The organism is Curtobacterium sp. 9128 (genome assembly GCF_007673775.1).
GTDB lineage: Bacteria > Actinomycetota > Actinomycetes > Actinomycetales > Microbacteriaceae > Curtobacterium.
Map to the genome: position 1 here is coordinate 237,109 of NZ_VEAF01000003.1, position 18,557 is coordinate 255,665.

Genomic DNA, 18,557 nt, shown 5'->3' on the forward strand with positions numbered 1-18,557 from the left:
GTCACATCTCCACTTCGATGGGCTCCGTGCGCACGAGCTCGTGGACGCCGGAGATCACCTCGCTGGGGCGGAACGGGTAGCGGTCGATCTCGGCCTGGTCGCTGATGCCCGTCATGACCAGCACGGTGTGCAGACCTGCCTCGATGCCGGCCTGCACGTCGGTGTCCATGCGGTCGCCGATCATGCCGGTGTTCTCGGAGTGCGCGCCGATCCGGTTCATCGCGGAGCGGAACATCATCGGGTTCGGCTTGCCGACCACGTAGGGGTGCTTCCCCGTGGCCTTCTCGATCATCGCGGCGATCGCCCCGGTCGCCGGAAGGACGCCCTCGGCGCTCGGGCCGGTCGCGTCCGGGTTCGTGACGATGAAGCGGGCGCCGTCGCGGATCAGGCGGACGGCCTTCGTGATCGCCTCGAACGAGTAGTTGCGGGTCTCCCCGACGACGACGTAGTCGGGGGCGGTCTCGGTCATGATGAAGCCGGCCTCGTGCAGCGCGGTGGTCATACCCGCCTCGCCGATGACGAACGCGGAGCCGCCGGGCATCTGCGAGCGGCAGAAGTCGGCGGTCGCCAGGGCGCTCGTCCAGATGCGGTCCTCGGGCACCTCGATGCCGGACCAGCGCAGTCGCGCACTCAGGTCACGCGGCGTGAAGATCGAGTTGTTCGTCAGCACGAGGAACTCCGTGCCCTCGTCGAGCCACTGCTGGATCAGCTCGGGTGCGCCCGGGAGTGCCTGGTTCTCGTGGACGAGTACGCCGTCCATGTCGGTGAGCCAGCACTCGACCTCGTCGCGGGATGCCATGGGCTCAGACTACTGCTCGCCGGTGTCGTAGCATTTTCGGTACACGTACCAGAAGAAGGAGGCAGAGGCCGTGCTCGCCGAACCCGGATCCCCGACCGAGACCCCGCGACCGAGCGACGAGGCCCGACCGCGTCGACGCCGTGGACGTCCGAACGTGCTCAGTCGGGAGCAGGTGATCGACGCGGCCACCGCGATCGCCAACGAGGAGGGCCTGGACCGTCTGTCCTTCCGTGCGCTCGGAGTGCGGCTCGGTGTCGCTCCGATGACCGTGCACCGGACGATCGGCGGGCTCGACGACCTGCACGCCGAACTGGTCCGCCGCACGGTCGACGAGTTCACCGCCACCTTCGTCTGGCCCGCCGACTGGCGCGAGGTCGTGCGGGTGTTCGCCTGCACCTTCCGCGACCTCCTCCGCACGCATCCGCTCGTGCTCGAGTCGCACAGCCGGCGCGCGCCGCTCGTGTCGAGCGAGTCCGACGCCGTCGTGGCGAAGGTCGTCGGGGCGCTCAGGGCCGCCGGACTGTCCGACACCGATGCCGTGTACGCGTTCTTCGTGGTCTACGACTTCGTGGTCGGGCACGCCAGCGTGCAGGTCGGGCGCGGGGAGTCCGACGCCGGGCGTCCGGAGCGGCAGCAGCTCGTCGGCCAGGTGCTCGGGACGCACTCGTACGACGCTCGGTTCGAGCTCGGGCTCGACGTGCTGCTGGCGGGGATCGAGGCCCGCGGGCGGTAGTGCCTGCTTCCGTGCAGGAGAGGTCCTTGACACTTCGGTTCTGGAGTTCCAGTATTCCAGACACCAGAACAGAAGGGGGTCACCGATGACCATCACATCACCGTCAGTTCGCGCCGCTCAACTGCAGTTGCTGCACGCTCGGCGCGATGCGCACCCCGCCGTTCGTTCGAACGGTGTCGTCCCCATCATCCTGGTCGTGGCAGTCGTCGTTCTGCTCGCACTCGGCGCGACGATCGTCATCGGAGCGGTCGCGCTCTGTGCGGCGAACGGTGGTGTCCTCGACTCCGTCGTCAGTCTCTCCGAGTGGACGGTGAAGGTGTCATGCCACAAGCTCTGAGCGGCACGGCCGCGTCTCCGCACCGCACGGCGTTCTCCGTGCTGCTCGGCGGTCTGTTGGGGCTGCTCGCTGGCATGGTCCTCGACGGTGCGCTCTGGTTGTGGGCCTTCGCATCGGTCCTCGACGGAGCAGGGGCGGTGGACGTCGGGCCCGTCGTGCATGCGTCCGATGCGGGAGGAACCGTCACCGCAGTGGGTGGTCCCGGGGTCTTGCTGCTCCCGCTCGGCCTCGCCTGCGTCGGTGCCGTCGTCGTCTGGCTGTTCCGGGGCCGTGCCGCCCGGCACCCGGCATCGGTCGACGCTGCGTGACCCCGTCGCGACCTGACGTCTGGTGGGCGGCGCTGTCCGCCGCCCATCAGGCGTCCTGGCGGTTGGTCATCGCGGTCTCGGCCGTTGTCGCTCTCCCCGGCAGCGTCATCTGCATCATCGGGGTCGCGGTGTCGGGGGCGGACGTGCTCGTGCCGATGATCCTGGCGTTGGTGCTCGTGTCCCTGTCGCCGTTCGTGCACGAACTCGGACACGTGACGGTGCAGGTCGTGCTCGCCGATGCGGCTCGACAGGTCGTGGCCGGGCGCGGCACATGGTCGTCGGGAGCGGTGCTCCGCTGGGGTCTCGACGTCCACGGTGACGGAGCCGTGGCGATCGCCGGACCACTCGCAGCACTCGGCTGCGGTGTGGTCGTGCTCGCACTTCCCGTCCCGTTCGTCCTCTCCGGCCCAGTGGCGGCGCTCTCCTGGGTCCACCTCCGCAGCCTGCGCCGCACCGCTCCCGACGGCGTCCAGGTGCGTCGAGCGATCCGAGCGAGGTACTGATGCTCGACGTGTGCGCAGTGAGCAAGTCCTACGGGCACTCCGCGGTCCTGCACGACGTGACCATGACGATCCCGGCCGGTGAAGTGGCAGCCTTGGCCGGACCGAACGGCGCGGGCAAGAGCACGCTCATCCACGTGGTCACCGGGCTCGTCGAGCCCACCGCGGGGCAGGTGATCGCGAACGGCGTCCGCATCGGGGCGGGTGGACACACTGGCCTCGGGTTCTGTCCCGACGACCTCCCCATGCCCGAACTCCTGACCGGGCACGAGTACCTCGACTTCGCTGAGACGCTCCACGGATCGAGAGTCGGCAGCCACCACCGCGAGCGGCTGCTCGAGTGTCTGCGGCTGGACGACGCGGCTGACCGGCTCATCGCGACGTTCAGCCACGGGATGAAGCGGAAGCTGCAACTCCTGGCAGCGCTCCTGCGTGTCCCGAGCGTCTTGGTCCTCGACGAGCCGCTGCGTGGGCTGGATCCCGAGTCGGCCGCGCTGCTCCGCGCGGTCATCCACGACTTCGCCGCGCAGGGCGGCGCGGTGCTGCTCTCGACCCACGATCTGTCGTCGGCGCAGTCGATCGCAACCCGGATCCTGGTCCTCCAGGAAGGGCGCCTGATCCTCGACGACGACGTGGCCCGGATGAACGAGGAAGGGCGGTCGATCGAGGACGCGTTCCTCGATGCGACCGGGATCGGCGACTCAGTGGCACGCTCGAGCGCGTCGTTCATCGATGCACTTGCTCGAGCGGAGCGGACGCGGCGGTGAGGCCGACGCTCGCCGTCGCTGCCGTGACCGGCCGTGTCCTCGTCCGACATCTCGAGCGCACGGTCGGTGGCCGGTCGATCGCGCTCGTCGTCGCGACGACGGCGGTGATCGCACTCGTCGCGTACAACGTCACGGTCTTCTCGTTCCTGACGCGGTTCCTGCCGGCGGACACCATCGGCGCGTCACTGCTCGACACGGGGCAACTGGTGGCGACGCTCGCTGCCGCGCAGGTCTCGAGCGCCGGAGGCGTCGCCGTCCTCGTCATGGTCCTGGCGCCAGGGCAGTCCGCAGTCCGGATCTCCGCTCAGGTCCTGTCAGCAGGCCGGTGGGCAGCGCGCGTCGGCGAGTCCGTGCCGTTCGTGGTGCTCGTCGCTGTGTCGTCGGGGAGCCTCACCATCGGCCCGTCCGTCTACCTCGCGACGCTGGTCCCCGATGGGTTGCTCGCTGCTCCGACGTTCATCGCCGTCGACGTCGCGACGGCACTCGGCATCGTCCTCGTCGCCGAGGTCGTCCGGTGGGTCGGGGCAGCTGCGCGCCTGAACCCGTCCGCGCTCCAGCTCATCGCAGTCCTGAGCGCTGTGGCCATGGTCGCCGTGTCCGTGCTCGACTCCATCGCGGCGGCGCGTGCGGCGAGGACGCCCGCTGCCGCAACCTGGACCGCGGTACTCACAGGGATGCGCGGGGTCGACGCGTCCGTTGCGGCCTTCGCAGCGACCCTGTGCTGCGGTGCGGTCCTGCTGGCAGCGGTGCTCCTGGTCCGCTCGTTGCAGCGTTCGGAACCACTTGCTCACCCGCAGAGGATCCTCACCGTGCGATGGTTGCCGCGGCGCTGCTCGTGGTTCGCCCGCGAGGTCGTCATGACCGTGCGACATCCCATCGGTCAGGTGTCGCTCGCCGTCGCGATCGTGGCGGTCGTGCTGCTCGGATGGGCGGCCCGGAGCGGCACAGTGCCCGTGTCAGTGGCGCTGTCGATCGTGGCGATGCTGGCCGCGGCACCGCTCGAGCTCTCCTGGGGCCGAACGGCGAAGTGGCAGTGGCTGTACCGCTTCCACCGGGTGTCTGCTGCTCGGATCGTCGCCGCGCAGTCCGCCGTGGGTCTGCTGTGGGCTCTGGTGCTCGGCGCGCTGATGTTCGGCCTCATCGGAGCTGTGCCACGACTCGCGCTGGTCCTTCCGCACGCGGTCGTGTTCCTCGCCGTGGCGTGCATCGCCTACGAGGCCGGGGTCCTCGCGCCCGCAGACGCCGAGGTACCCGCGTCGGTCGCGGTGACGTCCGTGCTCGCCGTGCTGGGTGAGACGGTCGCGGTCTGGGCCGGGTCGGAGCTCGACGGTCTGCGGCCAGGACTCGGCTCAGCATTCTTCGTCGTGGTGGCCCTTGCCGCGTTCTTGGGATCGTGCGCGAGGGTCCGTCGTCGCCTCTACGCGGATTGATCGAGCATCGAACGCGGCCAGCATCGCACCCGAGCGGCGCGGGGGCAGTGCGCTACGGTCGTGCTCCGTGGGGACACCGACAGCCGAGGAACGCGTCGCACGCGCGCTCGCCGTGTTCGAACGTGGAGACCGTCGTGCCGCGTGGGAGTCCCTCCGTGCGATGGCGCGGCGTGAGCCCGGAGAACCGGCCTACCGCCGTGCGCTCGTCACGACCTACCGAGCGGCCGGACACATCGACCAATCCGCGCGCTGGGGAGCCGCCGACCCCGCGTCCCTGGACGATCGGGAACGCCGGATCCTGCGGCGGCGAGCGGCATCGTCGGCGTCCGAGGAAGCGCTCCGCGCCTACCTGGTGCTGCCCGGCGTGCTGCCGGCCGAGGTCGCCGAGGCACTTCCGTCCCGGGCCAGGCGACGACGGGGTCGCTCGGAGTCGGCCGCCCAGGGGCTCGTGCAGGCGGCGGCCATCACGGCAACGCTGCTGGTGGGGCCGGCCGTGGCGATCGGGATCGGGATCACGCTCGTGCAGGCGTTCCTCGGGCACGGTGCCGCGTTCGGTGCCGCGCAGATGACCGCGGTCATCGTGCTGCTCGGTGTCGCCTGGTTCGGTGTGCTCGGGCTGCTCGTGTCGGTCCTGCGTGGTCGGTGGATCCGTGCAGTCCTGATGCTGGTACCCGTCGTGGTCGCGGTGGTGGTGCTCGGTCATGCCGACATGACGACCACGACACCGTTCGGCTGACCAACGGACCGCCCGGGCTCTGGAGCCCGTGGAGCCCGGCCCCGCGAGCCCGACCGACGCAGGCCCGTCGCGCGGTCCACGACTCCGACGCACCTACGCTGGAGCGGTGACCGACCAGCCCGAACCGTCGCAGGAGCGCACCGAGGACGGCCAGCACCCCGAGCCGTCGCACGAGCGCACCACGCACGGGGTCGGCCCGCACCCACGACCCTGGCCGGACGACCCCCGGCTCGACCCGGAGCTGCTCGAACACGGCGACACCCGCAACGTCGTCGACGCCTACCGGTACTGGTCGATGGCGGCCATCGTCGCCGACCTGGACACCCGCCGCCACGGGTTCGACGTGGCGATCGAGAACTGGCAGCACGACCTCAACATCGGGTCGATCGTCCGCTCGGCGAACGCGTTCCTCGCCGGCACCGTGCACATCATCGGACGCCGACGCTGGAACCGCCGCGGGGCGATGGTCACCGACCGGTACCAGCACGTGCGGAACCACCCCGACGTGACGTCGTTCCTCGCGGCGATGCACGCCGAGGGGCGTCCCGTCATCGCTATCGACAACACCCCTGGTGCGACGATGCTCGAGTCGACGGCGCTCCCGGAGCGGTGCGTGTTCCTCTTCGGGCAGGAGGGGCCGGGGCTGACCGACGAGGCCGTCGCCGGCGCGGACGGGCACCTCGAGATCGCGCAGTACGGGTCGACACGGAGCATCAACGCGTCGGCCGCCGCCGCGATCGTCATGCACACCTGGATCGTGCAGCACGCGACGCCGCCGCGCTGACCCTCGAACGCGCAGACGGTCGGGGCGCCCGCTCCGGCCGAGCGTGCCTGTCGGCGGCGAGCCGAGCCTCCAGGCCGGCGCGTCAGCGCTGCGCGGTCGTGCGGCGTGCGACCAACCGGGGCTCGACCAGGTGTTCCTCGGCGACGAGCGACGGGTCGGCGATCCGGGCGAGCAGGCGCTCCCCGGCCCCGCGGCCGATCTCGACGCTGCGGTCGTCGATGCTCGTCAGCCCGACGTAGCGGGTGGCCGCCACGGGGGTGTCGTCGTACCCGATCACGGAGACGTCCTCGGGGACGCGGAGGCCACGTTCCGCGAGTGACGACATCACGCCGAGCGCCATCACGTCATTCGCGCCGAACACGGCCGTGACGTCGGGGTGCTCGTCGAAGAGCGTCCGCGCCGCGCGGAACCCGGCGTCCTCGGTGAGGTCCTCCGCCAGGGTCGACACGTGCACGACGCCCGCCTCGCCGACCCCGGCGCGGAACCCGGCCAGGCGTTCGGCGGCCGCGGCGGACCGGGCGCCGACGAAGCCGAGCCGCGTGTGCCCGAGGGCGAGGAGGTGCTCGGCGACCACCCGGCCCCCGGCCCGGTCGTCGTTCGCCACGGTGTCGGCGCGGGGGATCGCCACGCGACCACCCGCGATGACGAGGGGCATCCGTGCGGGAATGGCGAGGTCGGTGTCGGGCTCGCCGGCGATGACGATGCCCTCGACGCGCATGGACAGGAAGCCCTCGACGGGGGAGACGTCGAGCCCGGTGTTGAGGAACCGGTCGGCCACGACGAGGCGGTGTCCCTGGTCCTGCAGTGCCTCGCGGAGTCCGGTCAGCAGGTCGACGAACCACTGGTTCCGGAAGTCGTCGAGCACGACCCCGATCGTCCGGCTGCGCGTGCCGGCGAGCGACACCGCGGCGGTCGACGGCCGGTAGTCGAGCTCCTGGATCGCCTGCAGCACGGCGGCCCGGCGTTGCTCGCTCACCTTGGGGGACCGCTGCAACACGAGCGAGACGAGCGACTTCGACACCCCCGCCCGGGCAGCGACGTCGTAGATCGTCGCGGGCTTCGCGGCTCCCATTGTCAGCATCGACCTCCGGTTTGCGTCCTGGCGATCGTATCGGTGGAGGCTGTGGCCCCGGTCGGCCGCGCCGCCGCCGGCCCGGCAGGTGGCAGCAGCCGAGCCGCCACCGGGCCGGCAGGTGGCAGCGCTCCGAGCACGCCGAGCGTCAGCGCCCCGGACACGCCGAGCGTCAGCGCCGTGGGTGCCCGAGCGGCATGTCGGCCATCCCGCCGCCGAGGAAGGTCATCTCCTCCGGCGGCAGAGCGGCTCGTTCGTCAGCGTCGAGGACGGTCGACGCGTCGTCCTGCGGGTGGAAGCCGATCCGTTCGCCAGCCGTGAAGTCGGCCGGGGCGCCGGAGTTCCGCGACACCGCCCACACCACGTGGTGCCCGGGGTCGGTGAGGGCGACGGTCGCCTCCACCAACCGCGCGAGGTCGTCCGGGGAGCTCCACATGAGCAGTGCCCGACGTGATCCCGGCCGGTCCCCGAACGCACCGATCCGTGCGGAGACGATCGACATCGCGTGCCGGTCGGCGAACAGGCTGCCGAGGAGCTCCATCGCCGCCTTCGTCACGCCGTAGTACGAGTCGGGCCTGGGGAGCCGGTCGCCGGGGACGCTGCCGGCGGGGGTGTCCTCGGGGACGCGCCCGACGGCGTGGATCGAGCTGGCCTGCACGACGCGGAGCACCCCCGCGGCCGCCGCTGCCTCGAGGACGTTCTTGGTACCGGTGACGTTGGCGTCGACCAGGGCGTCCCAGGTGTCCTCGGTCGGGATGCCGGCCAGGTGCACGACCGTGTCGACGCCGGGGAGCGCGAGCTCGAGTGCGTCCCGGTCGTTCACCGAGCCGGGGACGAACCGTTCGCGTTCGCCGACGGCCGGGTCCGGGCTCCGCTCGTCGAGCAGCACGAGGTCGTGTCCGGCGTCGAGCAGCCGTGGTCGCAGCGCAGTCGCGATGCGTCCGGCCGCGCCGGTGATGAGCAGCGTCGCCATGCGTGCGACCGTACGCGGTCGTGTCGGCGACGGGCCGGAGCGCCGCACGGCACCTCGGAACGGACACAGCACCGCGGCGATGCGCGGTGCTGTGTCCGGAACCGGGTTCGGCGGCGAAGGGAGTGGGCGAAGTGGGCGGAGCGGGCGAGCGGCGGGGCGAGCGAGCGCCCCGCGCTACCCGATCAGGCTCGGCCGCAGGTCGCGCAGCGTCCGGGAGCGGCCCTGGCGGGCGGCGACCACGAACGTCACGAGCAGCGCGCCGAGCAGCCAGCACGCGAGGGTCGCCGCGTCCGACCACGTCGCACCCACCGACCCGCCGTACATCGTCTGGCGCAGCGCGTCGACGGAGTACGTCATCGGCAGGGCGAAGTGGAGCGCCGCCAACGGTCCGGGCAGGGTCTGCCACGGGAAGGTCCCGCCGGCGGTGACGAGCTGCACGAGCATGAGCACGAGCCCGAGGAACTGTCCGACGGACCCGAGCAGCACGTTGAGCGCCATCAGGATCGCCGCGAACGTCGCCGACGCCAGCACCATCACGCCGATGGTCGCCCCGGGCCGCACGACGCCGAGGTCGAGCGCGAACCGCACGATGAGGAACAGCGCGACCATCTGCACGACCCCGAGCACCACGGGGGTGAGCCACCCGCCGAGCACGATCCGCAGCGGCTTCCGCACCGCGGTGATGGCCCGCTTGGAGATCGGCTTGAGGATGAGGAACAGCGCGTACATGCCGATCCACGCCGCCAGCGAGATGAAGAACGGTGCGAGTCCTGCGCCGTAGTTGTCCGCCGCCGCGACGTTGTCGTCGCCGACCTTCACCGGGTCGGAGATCACCGACGCCTGGTCGTTGCGCTGCGAGGCCGTCGACGCCGGGATCTTCGTCCGTCCCGCGTCGAGCTTCGAGGCCAGCTCCGACGAGCCGGACTGCAGCGAGTGCAGGCCACTCGCGAGTGACTGCGCACCGTCGTTCGCCGAGGCCGTGCCGTCGGCCAGGGTCGCAGCGCCGTTCGACAGCGTCGGTGCCGCGGCGGCGAGTGCCGACGTGCCCGAGGCGACCTGCGAGGCGCCGTTCGCCAGCGTGGACGCGCCCGACGCGGCCGAGCCGATGCCCGAGGTCAGCGCGGGAGCCGCGCCGGCGAGCTGGTCCGTCCCGGCCACGAGCGTGTCCGACCCGTCGGAGAGCTGCTGGATGCCCGAGGTGAGCTTCGGCGCCTGCGCGGCGAGCTGTCCGGCGCCGGCGGAGACCTGCGCGCTGCCGGTCCGGAGGTCGCCGAGGCCCTGCGACACCGCGGTCGCTCCGGCGCCGAGCGTGGCGCTGTCCGTCTGCAGCGTGTCGAGCTGCGCGAGGAGCGCGGCCTTCTTCGTGGCGTCGAGCGCAGAGTCCTCGACGATCGGCTTGAGCGTCGCGACCAGGGCGGGGGAGTCCTGCGCGAGCTGCTGCACGCCGCTGATGAACGGCGCTGCCGTGTCGGCAACCTTCGCGTTGCCGTCCGCGACCCGAGCCGCTCCCGCCGCGAGCTGCTGCGACTGCGCGGGCAGCGAGGCCGTCTGGTCGCGGGCGTCGTGCAGGCCGCTCTGGAGCTGCTTCGCCCCGGTGTCGAGCGCGGCGGTCTGGGACGGCAGGTCGGCGGTCCGCTGCTGCAGCGTGGACAGCCCGGACGCCAGGCTCGACGCGCCGGAGGCGACCTGCTGCGCGCCGTCGTTCAGCTTCGTGGTCTGGGACGGCAGGTCGGCGGTCCCTGATGCGAGCTTCGACGCACCGGTCGCCAGCTGGGACGTCCCGGACGCGAGCTGGTCGGCGCCCTGCGACGCCGTGGACGCCCCGGATGCGAGCTGGCCCGCGCCGTCGACGGCGTCACCGAGGCTGTCGCGCACGTCGGCGAGCCCGACGAGCAGGGTCTTCGCCGCCTTCTTGCCGACCTGCTCCGCGACGGCGGTCCGCATGGTCTTGCCCGCCTGCTCCGCGATCGTGGAGGCGAGGTAGGAGTTCGTGTCCGCGGTCGTCATCACGAGCTCGGCACGCTTCGGGTCGTCGGTCTGCGCGGACACCAGCGACTCGGAGAAGTCGTGCGGGATCGTCACCACGAAGTCGTACGTGCCGTTGCGGACACCGGAACGGGCCTCGGCCGCGGAGGCCTTCTCCCACTTGAAGTCGCCGCCGTCGATCGCCCGCTTCGTGACGTCGTCGCCGTAGTGCACGGTGTCGCCGTCGAGGGTCGCGCCGGCGTCCTGGTCGACGATCGCCGCCGGCACCTGGTCGAGCTTGGCGTACGGGTCGCGGTTGGCCCAGAGGTAGGCGCCGCCGTAGAGCAGCGGCACCACCATGAGCGCGATGAACGCGAGGCGGGCGAGCGGGGTCGCGGTGAGGCGCGCGAGTTCCGCGCGGATGAGCGAGGTGATGGTCACGAGCGGGTCTCCAGGGAGTCCGACGGGAGGCTGTGGTCGCCCCCGTCGTCGGAGGTCGCGTCGTCGGGACCTTCGGTGGTGGTGGGTTCGGGGATGGTCGCCAGGAGGTGCTCGGCGGTGGTCGCCGCGGCCTTCGAGGTGACGAGGAGGACGGTGACGCCGCGCATCGCGACGTCGCGGACGACGGCGAACCAGCCCTCGACGGCGCCGCCGTGACGTTCCGGCGAGGTGATCACGACGCCGGTGACGCCGTCGCGGAGCAGCGCGAGCTCGACGAGGAGCCGCACGCGGACGTCGGTCGGCACGCGCTGCACGTGCGTGTCGGCGTAGGCGCCCATGCCGAGCTCGTCGAGCACGGTGTCGACGTGCTCGCGGGAGGGGCGCTGCCCGGCGAACGCGAGCTCCTCGCGCACGATCCGCCGGAGCGTCATCACGGGGAAGGGCTCGGCGACGCCGGGGGTGTCCACGAGCGCGAACGCCCGCCGAAGTGCGGCCGGGTCGTCGTGCCCGTCGATGAGCACCCGCCCGGTCTCCGGCTTCATCCGACCGCCGGCGACGAGCGACGCCAGCACGGGCGCCTGCTCGGTCTCGACGGCGACGATGCCCGGACGGTGGGGTCCGGCGACGGCGGACACGACGGGCAGGGCCGCGCCCGGCTCCTCGCCGATGCCGGCGGTGTCGATCTCGAGCGTGGTCATGCCAGGTCCTCCGTCCGGGTTTCGACGGGCTCGGACAGGAGCGCCGTGCGCCAGTCGACGCCGGCCATCCCGAGCGCCGAGATGACCACCATGCGGCGGCCGTCGTCGTCGGGGGTCGCGGAGCGGGTGGCCTCGTCGAGGACGGCGATGCACGCTCCCTCGACCAGGCGACCGAGCGTCGCGGCGTCGACATCGGCGCGCATCGAGCCCTCCGCGATGCCGATCGCGCACGCGTCACGGACCTGCGCCCGCAGCGGCGCGAAGACCTCGGCGACGGACTCGGCGAACGGGCTGCGGACGGCGATCCTGGCCATCGAGCGGACGTGCGACACCTCGGACCAGAGCGTCACCGCGAGCCGGGCGATCCGCGCGGCGGCCGGCAGGTCGGCGAGGTCTGCCGAGGTCGGCATGGCGGCGGCGATCCGGGTCGCCCCGGCGGTCACGACGGCGCGGACGAGGTCGTCGCGGGAGGGGAAATGTCCGTACACCGCACGCCGGGAGAGTCCGGCGACGGCCGCGATCGTCTCGATCGAGGCGTCCGGATCCTGCTGCAGCGCGGTCTTCGCGGCGTCGAGCAGGGCCGCGCGGTTCTCGGTCGCGTCGCGGCGGGGCGCGCGGACTGGGGCGTCTGAGCTGGTCACCCGCCCATCGTACTAAGTTGCACAGTGCTGTGCAAGATCGCAGGACGAGCACCCCCGAACGAGGGCCGTCCCCCAAAGTGCCGACTGCCGGACCTGAACGTCGACCCATAGCTTCTGAGGAATTCCCCAGCAACACGCCACGGAGCCAGGAGGGCCCCAGTGAACCGTGCAACTCCCCTGAACACACCCCACCCGAACCCATCCCGACAGCACCACGCGCGACCCGTCACCCGCATCCTCACCGCACTCGTCGCGGCCGGCGCCCTGACCTGCGGCGGACTCGCCATCGGCGGCCCCGCATCGGCCGCGCCGACCGGTCGGTCCTCGGCGGAGCTCAAGCTCGCCGCGCCGCTCCGGAGCGCGAAGCCCCAGACGACGATCGCCGCCTTCGTGCGGACGACCGGCGAGGGGGCGCTCGCCGTGGACGCGAAGGCGAAGGGCGGCGACCTCACCCGGTCGAAGACCCCCTCGGCCGCCGCGAAGCAGCGTGTCAGCGCGATCAAGTCCACGACCGCCGACGTCAGCGACGCCGTGCAGTCCGCCGACGCCGACGCGAAGCAGCTGTACACGACCGAGTACACCGTCCCCGGTGTCGCGGTCGTCGCCGACGTCGCCGCGCTCCGCGAGATCGCCGCGCGTCCCGACGTCGCGAGCGTCATCCCGCTCACCCCGAAGAAGATCGTCGACCCGACGGTCGCCGACAGCGCGGACGCGGCCCCGAGCGGCGTCGACCCCGACACGGTGAAGCCAGGCGCGGACGGCGTCAGCCCGAAGAACGCGGCGAGCGACGTCTACACGCGCTCCCTCGACGCCTGGCAGCAGACCGGCCACACCGGCAAGGGCGTCAACGTCGCCGTGCTGGACACCGGCCTCGACTACACGCAGGCCGACTTCGGCGGCCCCGGCACCACGGCCGCCTACGCCGAGGCGCTCGCGAGCACCAGCGCTCCGGACCCGAGCTGGTTCGACGCGGAGAAGTTCCTCGGTGGCCACGACTTCGCCGGCCCGACCTACAACGCGGACTCGAGCTCGGCGGCCTACCAGCCGATCCCGGCGCCTGACGACAACCCGATCGACGGCAAGGGCGGCGACCACGGCACGCACGTCTCCGGCACCATCGCCGGCTACGGCCTGGCCGCCGACAAGACGACCTTCCACGGCGACTACCGCAAGCTGACCACGCAGTCCGTGCAGGACATGTGGATCGGCCCGGGTACGGCTCCGGAGGCCGGCCTCTACGCACTCAAGGTGTTCGGTGACGGCGGCGGCTCGACCGACCTCACCGGCGCCGCGCTCGACTGGGTGGGCCAGGCGCTCACCGAGGGCAAGGACATCAACGTCCTGAACCTGTCGCTCGGCTCCGACTACGGCGCACCGGACGACCCCGACAACGCGAAGATCGACGCGCTCACCGCCCGCGGTGTCCTGCCCGTGATCGCCTCGGGCAACGCCGACGACTTCACCGACATCGGTGGCTCGCCGGGCAACGCCGAGGGCGCCCTGACGGTCGCCGCCAGCGCCACCGGGCAGAGCCTCTACGACGCCGTCCGCGCCACGGCCCCCGCCGACGTCGCGAACACCTACCGCGCGCAGTACTCGCAGAACTACCAGGGCACGCTGCCCGTCGAGGGTGACGTCGTCGTCCCGACGAGCAACGTCGACGGCTGCTCGGCGTTCAGCGCGGCGGACGCCGCAGCCGTCAAGGGCAAGGTCGTCTGGCTGAAGTGGACGGACGGCGCCCTCGAGTGCGGTTCCGGTGTCCGCTTCAACAACGTCCAGGCCGCCGGCGGTGTCGGTGTCCTGCTCGCCGGGACGATCAACACCTTCGACTCGGGCATCGCGGGGAACGCGACCATCCCGGGTGCTGAACTGACCAAGGACAGCGTGGCGAGCCTCCAGTCCGCTGCCCAGGCCGGGACCCTGCACGTGCAGTTCGCGAACGAGCTCAAGGGCTACCAGCTCGCGACCGACGCCGACACGGTGAACACGCTCGCGCCGTTCACCAGCCGTGGCGTGCACGGCTCGTTCGACGACATCGTCAAGCCGGACATCGCCGGCCCCGGGGTCAACGTGATCTCCGCGGCCAACGGCACCGGCGACGGCCGCCTGTCGATGAGCGGCACCTCGATGGCCACGCCGGACGTGGCGGGCATCGCCGCCCTGACCTTCGAGTCGCACCCGACGTGGTCGGCGCCGGACGTCAAGGCGACGCTCATGAACACCGCCACGCACGACGTGCGTGACGGCGACGGCACCGCGACCCTGCTCCGCCAGGGGACCGGCCGCGTCGACGCGCTCCAGGCGGTCACCGCCGGCACCACGGTGCGGAGCATCGAGAACGACCAGCTCGTGACGGCCTCCTTCGGTGTCGTCGAGGTCGCCTCGCCGACCACCGAGAAGCGCACGCTGCAGATCACGAACACCGACGGCCGACCGCACACGTACGCCGTGGCGTACGAGTCCCGCGTGGCGCAGTCGGGGGTCGCGTTCTCGGTCGACAAGTCCCGCGTCACGGTCGTGCCGCACGGCACCGCCACCGTCACCCTGACGATGACGATCGCCGACCCGACGAAGGTCGGGCGCACGATCGACCCGACGCAGGACGCGGTGCAGTCCGGCTACGAGCGCGAGTTCGTCGCGGCGGCCACCGGCCTGGTCACGTTCACGCCGACCGACTCCAAGCTCAACCCGCTCCGGCTGGCGACCTACGCCGCGCCGAAGGCGGTCAGTGCCGTGCACGGTGCCGACGTGTCCTTCGCGGCGGACGCGACCCAGGCCTCCGTCCCGCTGACCGGTCGTGGCGTCGACGGCGCCCTGGTGGCACCGTTCGTCCTCGGCGGGACCGACCCGCAGGAGTCGTTCCCGGACGGCTCGGCCAAGCAGTCGCTCCAGGCGGCGGACATCCGGGCCTTCGGTGCGAACGCGGCTGACGGCACGCTGGCGTTCGGCGTCCAGACGAACGGTCCCGACGCCAACCCCGGCGCCGTGACCAACGTCGAGGTGTCCATCGACACGAACCGTGACGGCACGCCGGACTACCTGGTGTACGACGCGAAGTCGGCCACGGTGGACGCGACGTTCGCGACGACGATCGACCTGGCCACCGGTGCCACGGTCGACTCGCAGCCGCTGAACGGCGGGGCACCCGGGCAGGACGTCAACACGTTCGACAGCGCGGTGAAGGTGCTGACCGTGTCGCAGGACGCGATCGGCGTCACGGGCGCGTTCGACTACTCGGTGCTCACCGAGTCGGCGTACGCACCGGCCCTCGCCACGAGCGGCTCGTACGTGGTGGACGACACGAAGACGGCGACGTACGACCCGTCGGCTCCGGCGCTGTCCTTCGGCGGGGTGCTGTTCCCGGACTCCGGCTCGCTGCCGGTCACGCGGACGGCGACCACCACCTCCGCCCAGGCGCTGCTGCTGCACCTGCACAACGCGGCGGGTGACCAGGCGGACACCGTGTCCGCCACGGTCGCGGCCCCGGTGCTGGCGCTCCGAGACGGCAGTGCGGTCACGGTCTCCGGGACGCCGAAGGTCGGCAAGAAGCTGACCGCCGGCCACGGGGACTGGAACGCCCGCGGTGTCTCGTACTCCTACCAGTGGCTCCGTGACGGCGAGGTCGTCCCGGGTGCTGTTGACAAGAAGTACAAGCTCGGCACCTCCGACGTCGGTCACCGGTTCCAGGTCCGGGTGACGGCGACGGCGAAGGGGTACCAGGACGGCACCGCGACGTCGGCGGCGACCGCGAAGGTCACCAAGAAGTAAGGAACGGCACGACAGGAGGCGCCGGGTCCGGTTCGGATCCGGCGCCTCCGGCGTTCCATGCGTCTGCATGTGCGTGTCTCGGACAGGTAGTTAGACAAACTAGTGAAACGGTGGCACCGTTGCAGCCATGCAGCACTCCACTCTGATGCAGCTCCGCCAGAACCCGCTCGAGTGGCGGCGTCGCGGGCTGACCCCGCCCGACGTGATCCAGGCCATGATCGAGGAACGGCTCGCCGAGCCGGGGCACAACGTCCCGATCGCCGACCCGAGCTACGCGGACTTCTTCCGCGGCTGACGCGGCGGGTCGCGTCGGCGGACGGGAGGCGCGGTGCCGGCTGGCACCGCGCCTCCCGTCGTTCGTGGACTCGCGGTCAGGCGACGATCTGGACCACGGTGCCGAGCGGCAGCTGGTTCACGGCGTCGACGGCGTCGCCGTCGAGACGGACGCACCCGTGGGACACTGCGCCGCGGGCGACGGACTCGTAGTGCACCCCGATCAGGCCGCCGTCGTCACCGCCGTACGGCTCGTCGGCTGCGGCCGAGTGGAGGGACGTGAGGTTGATCGGGTGCACGGTCTGGTCCTGGGCGGGATCGAGGTACCGCGCCTGGATGTACCCGGCGATGCCGGTCGGCGTCGGGGTGCCCCCGGCACCGATGCCGGCGGGGAACTGGTGGAGGGTCGTGCCGTCATGGTCGACGATGGACACGGTCTGCGCGCCGACGGCGACGACGACGTGGTCGGGGAGCGCGTCACCGCGCGTGAGCAGGTCGCGACGGATCCACGCGACGGTCTGGGCGGCGGCGGCGCCGTTCGTGGCGGACGGCAGCGCCTGGCGGGCGGGCGTCATCACGAGCGCCCAGGCGCCGTCGAACCGCACCGGCACGATGACCGAGGGCTGACCGAGGAAGTTGTGGGCCGCGAACCGCGCGACCGGTGTGGTCTTGTCGTCGCCGTAGAGGGGCGCGTCCGCGGTGATCGTGTACGCGTGGTCGGCGGCCTTCGGGACGTCCGGCTCGTACGAGGGCAGGAGCCCGCCGATGACCGCGTTGTACTTCGCCTCGGGCAGCGCTGCCACCGCGGCGGCGGACGGTGCCGTGGAGGGCGCGGCGGTCGGCGTCGCGGAAGCGGACGCGGTGGCGCTCTGCTTCGCCGAGGCGGTGTCGGCACCGGCGTGGCAGCCGGTCAGGCCGACGGCCAGGAGCAGTCCGATCGCGGCGGCCCCGACGGCGGCGCGAGCGCTGCGCCGGGTCCGCGGGGAGGGGGTGGTGTGGGACATCGGGACCTCGTCGGGTCGTCCGGCACCGGTCGTGACGGTGCCTGTTGCTGGGGTGTCGGGACGGAACGCCAGAGGGCGGGGGACCGGCGCGCGGTGCGCCGGACCCCCGCCCTGCCTGCTGTGTGTCAGCCGCTGACGACCGGGAGCGCCGGGGCGCCCGGGGTGGTGCCGGTGGCTGCGGTGGTGCCGGCAGTCGTGCCCGTGGTGCCCGCCGCGGTGCCGGTGGCTGCGCCCGTGCCCGTGCCCGTGCCCGTGCCCGTGCCGGTGCCCGGCTGCGTGCCGGTGCCGCCGCCCGGGGTCACGGCGACCGCGGGGAGCGTGATGGTGAAGTCGACCTCACCCTGGCCCTGTGCGCCGCCGATCTGGTTGACCGAGAGGTTCTGCACGGTGGCGGCCGAGTCCGAGAACGTGCCCGTGGTGGTCCACGTGCCGTCCGCGGCGACGAGCACCTGCGGGGCGGCACGGTTGCCGGACGCGTCGAGCACGTTCACCAGGTCGCCGGGGGTGCCGGTGCCGGTGTACGTCACGGTGCGCGAGGCGACGGTGCTGCCGTTCTTCGGCGAGGTGAGCGAGAACTGCGACGCCGGGGTCGCTGCCTCGGCCGCCGCGGTGAAGGACCCCTGCGCCTGGACCCGGAAGTTGTTGTCCTCTTCCAGGACCGTGTACTGGTGCGTGTCGGTGTCGGTGCCCGGGATCTGGAACGTGAACGACCAGGAGCCGTCCGCCGCGATCTGGTGGCGCACGATCGGGGCCGACTGCGGGTCGATCTGGACCGTGTTGTCCGGGTTGCCCGTGCCGGACACCGTGACGGTACGGCCGGAGACCGTGTGGCTCGTGATCGCGAACGCGGGCGTGGTCGGCTGGGCTGCGGCGGTGACCGTGGTCTCGCCGTCCTGGTTGAGGCCGGAGGGCAGGACCTGCTCGATCGTGTAGGTGTGCTGGGCAGTGTCGGTGCCGGGGATCGTGTACGTGATCGTCCACGAACCGTCGGTACCGATGGTGTGCCGTGTGCCACGGACGTCGTCGTCGAGCTGGATGTACTCACCAGCGGTGCCCTGGCCCTGCACCGTGAGCACACGACCAGCGACGGACTGGGACGTGACCTTGAGGTCGGCCGGGTCGGCGTTCGCGGGGCTGGCGACGAGCGTCATGCCACCGATCACGATCGCGGCGCAGGCCGGGATGGCCAGCGCCTTCTTGCTCCAGAGAGCCTTGTTCATCGTCGAACTCGTTCCTGTGCCCCGGAGGGCACGGTCAATGCGCGTTCCGGCGTGTGGTCACGCCGGTCCGCAGCCCGGCGTGCGGGCACGCCGAACAGGCCGCGCGGA

General features: G+C 72.0%; 18 protein-coding genes. 10 read left to right on the top strand and 8 right to left on the bottom strand.

Going from position 1 to position 18,557, the window contains the following annotated elements; all coding sequences use genetic code 11:
- Nucleotide 1 precedes the first annotated feature (1 nt).
- The gene (locus FS641_RS07375; protein ID WP_144762154.1) at nucleotides 2–799 is read right to left on the bottom strand and encodes an HAD-IIA family hydrolase; all 798 of its coding nucleotides are present in this window, start codon (nucleotides 797–799) and stop codon (nucleotides 2–4) included.
- Nucleotides 800–869: 70 nt separating this feature from the next.
- On the opposite strand from FS641_RS07375, the gene FS641_RS07380 reads away from it, so the two are divergent.
- From FS641_RS07380 to FS641_RS07410, 8 genes are all read left to right on the top strand, one after another.
- The gene (locus FS641_RS07380; RefSeq protein ID WP_144762157.1) at nucleotides 870–1,532 is read left to right on the top strand and encodes a TetR/AcrR family transcriptional regulator C-terminal domain-containing protein; all 663 of its coding nucleotides are present in this window, start codon (nucleotides 870–872) and stop codon (nucleotides 1,530–1,532) included.
- 196 nt (nucleotides 1,533–1,728) lie between these two features.
- Nucleotides 1,729–1,869 carry a hypothetical protein gene (locus tag FS641_RS18010; protein WP_186317628.1) on the top strand — a complete coding sequence of 47 codons (141 nt, stop codon included), beginning with the start codon at nucleotides 1,729–1,731 and terminating at the stop codon, nucleotides 1,867–1,869.
- Nucleotides 1,854–2,177 (top strand): hypothetical protein, encoded by a 324-nt coding sequence (locus FS641_RS07385; RefSeq protein ID WP_144762160.1) that lies wholly within the window; start codon nucleotides 1,854–1,856, stop codon nucleotides 2,175–2,177. The genes FS641_RS18010 and FS641_RS07385 overlap by 16 nt, the downstream gene beginning before the upstream one ends.
- Nucleotides 2,174–2,680: a hypothetical protein gene (locus FS641_RS07390; RefSeq protein ID WP_144762163.1), complete on the top strand. Its 507-nt coding sequence runs from the start codon at nucleotides 2,174–2,176 to the stop codon at nucleotides 2,678–2,680. Before FS641_RS07385 ends, FS641_RS07390 begins: the two co-directional genes overlap by 4 nt.
- A gap of 17 nt (nucleotides 2,681–2,697) precedes the next feature.
- Complete coding sequence (locus FS641_RS07395) at nucleotides 2,698–3,444, top strand: ABC transporter ATP-binding protein (RefSeq protein ID WP_186317629.1); 747 nt, start codon at nucleotides 2,698–2,700, stop codon at nucleotides 3,442–3,444.
- Nucleotides 3,441–4,874, top strand: a complete 1,434-nt coding sequence (locus FS641_RS07400; protein ID WP_144762169.1) for a hypothetical protein — start codon at nucleotides 3,441–3,443, stop codon at nucleotides 4,872–4,874. Before FS641_RS07395 ends, FS641_RS07400 begins: the two co-directional genes overlap by 4 nt.
- 67 nt (nucleotides 4,875–4,941) lie before the next feature.
- Nucleotides 4,942–5,610 (top strand): hypothetical protein, encoded by a 669-nt coding sequence (locus tag FS641_RS07405; protein ID WP_144762172.1) that lies wholly within the window; start codon nucleotides 4,942–4,944, stop codon nucleotides 5,608–5,610.
- 106 nt (nucleotides 5,611–5,716) lie between these two features.
- Nucleotides 5,717–6,394 carry a TrmH family RNA methyltransferase gene (locus FS641_RS07410; RefSeq protein WP_144762175.1) on the top strand — a complete coding sequence of 226 codons (678 nt, stop codon included), beginning with the start codon at nucleotides 5,717–5,719 and terminating at the stop codon, nucleotides 6,392–6,394.
- An 82-nt stretch (nucleotides 6,395–6,476) separates the two neighbouring features.
- Here FS641_RS07410 and FS641_RS07415 read toward each other — a convergent pair whose 3' ends face one another.
- From FS641_RS07415 to FS641_RS07435, 5 genes are all read right to left on the bottom strand, one after another.
- Nucleotides 6,477–7,466, bottom strand: a complete 990-nt coding sequence (locus tag FS641_RS07415) for a LacI family DNA-binding transcriptional regulator (RefSeq protein ID WP_144762178.1) — start codon at nucleotides 7,464–7,466, stop codon at nucleotides 6,477–6,479.
- Nucleotides 7,467–7,638: 172 nt separating this feature from the next.
- Nucleotides 7,639–8,439: an NAD(P)-dependent oxidoreductase gene (locus tag FS641_RS07420; RefSeq protein WP_144762181.1), complete on the bottom strand. Its 801-nt coding sequence runs from the start codon at nucleotides 8,437–8,439 to the stop codon at nucleotides 7,639–7,641.
- Between the two features lie 174 nt (nucleotides 8,440–8,613).
- A complete protein-coding gene (locus tag FS641_RS07425; protein WP_144762184.1) occupies nucleotides 8,614–10,845 on the bottom strand; it encodes a YhgE/Pip domain-containing protein in 2,232 nt (743 codons plus the stop codon).
- Nucleotides 10,842–11,543: a hypothetical protein gene (locus FS641_RS07430; protein ID WP_144762186.1), complete on the bottom strand. Its 702-nt coding sequence runs from the start codon at nucleotides 11,541–11,543 to the stop codon at nucleotides 10,842–10,844. The genes FS641_RS07425 and FS641_RS07430 overlap by 4 nt, the downstream gene beginning before the upstream one ends.
- A complete protein-coding gene (locus FS641_RS07435; protein ID WP_144762189.1) occupies nucleotides 11,540–12,184 on the bottom strand; it encodes a TetR/AcrR family transcriptional regulator in 645 nt (214 codons plus the stop codon). Before FS641_RS07435 ends, FS641_RS07430 begins: the two co-directional genes overlap by 4 nt.
- Nucleotides 12,185–12,343: 159 nt before the next feature.
- Here FS641_RS07435 and FS641_RS07440 point away from each other — a divergent pair, with 159 nt between their 5' ends.
- Both FS641_RS07440 and FS641_RS18015 read left to right on the top strand, forming a co-directional pair.
- Entirely contained in the window at nucleotides 12,344–15,952 is a 3,609-nt protein-coding gene (locus tag FS641_RS07440; RefSeq protein WP_144762192.1) for a S8 family serine peptidase, read from the top strand.
- Between the two features lie 127 nt (nucleotides 15,953–16,079).
- On the top strand, nucleotides 16,080–16,247 hold the full coding sequence (locus FS641_RS18015) for a hypothetical protein (protein WP_186317630.1): 168 nt from the start codon (nucleotides 16,080–16,082) through the stop codon (nucleotides 16,245–16,247).
- Nucleotides 16,248–16,323: 76 nt separating this feature from the next.
- Here FS641_RS18015 and FS641_RS07445 read toward each other — a convergent pair whose 3' ends face one another.
- Both FS641_RS07445 and FS641_RS07450 read right to left on the bottom strand, forming a co-directional pair.
- Nucleotides 16,324–17,229: a L,D-transpeptidase gene (locus FS641_RS07445; RefSeq protein WP_144762195.1), complete on the bottom strand. Its 906-nt coding sequence runs from the start codon at nucleotides 17,227–17,229 to the stop codon at nucleotides 16,324–16,326.
- Nucleotides 17,230–17,354: 125 nt separating this feature from the next.
- On the bottom strand, nucleotides 17,355–18,449 hold the full coding sequence (locus FS641_RS07450) for a hypothetical protein (RefSeq protein WP_144762198.1): 1,095 nt from the start codon (nucleotides 18,447–18,449) through the stop codon (nucleotides 17,355–17,357).
- Nucleotides 18,450–18,557: the final 108 nt, after the last annotated feature.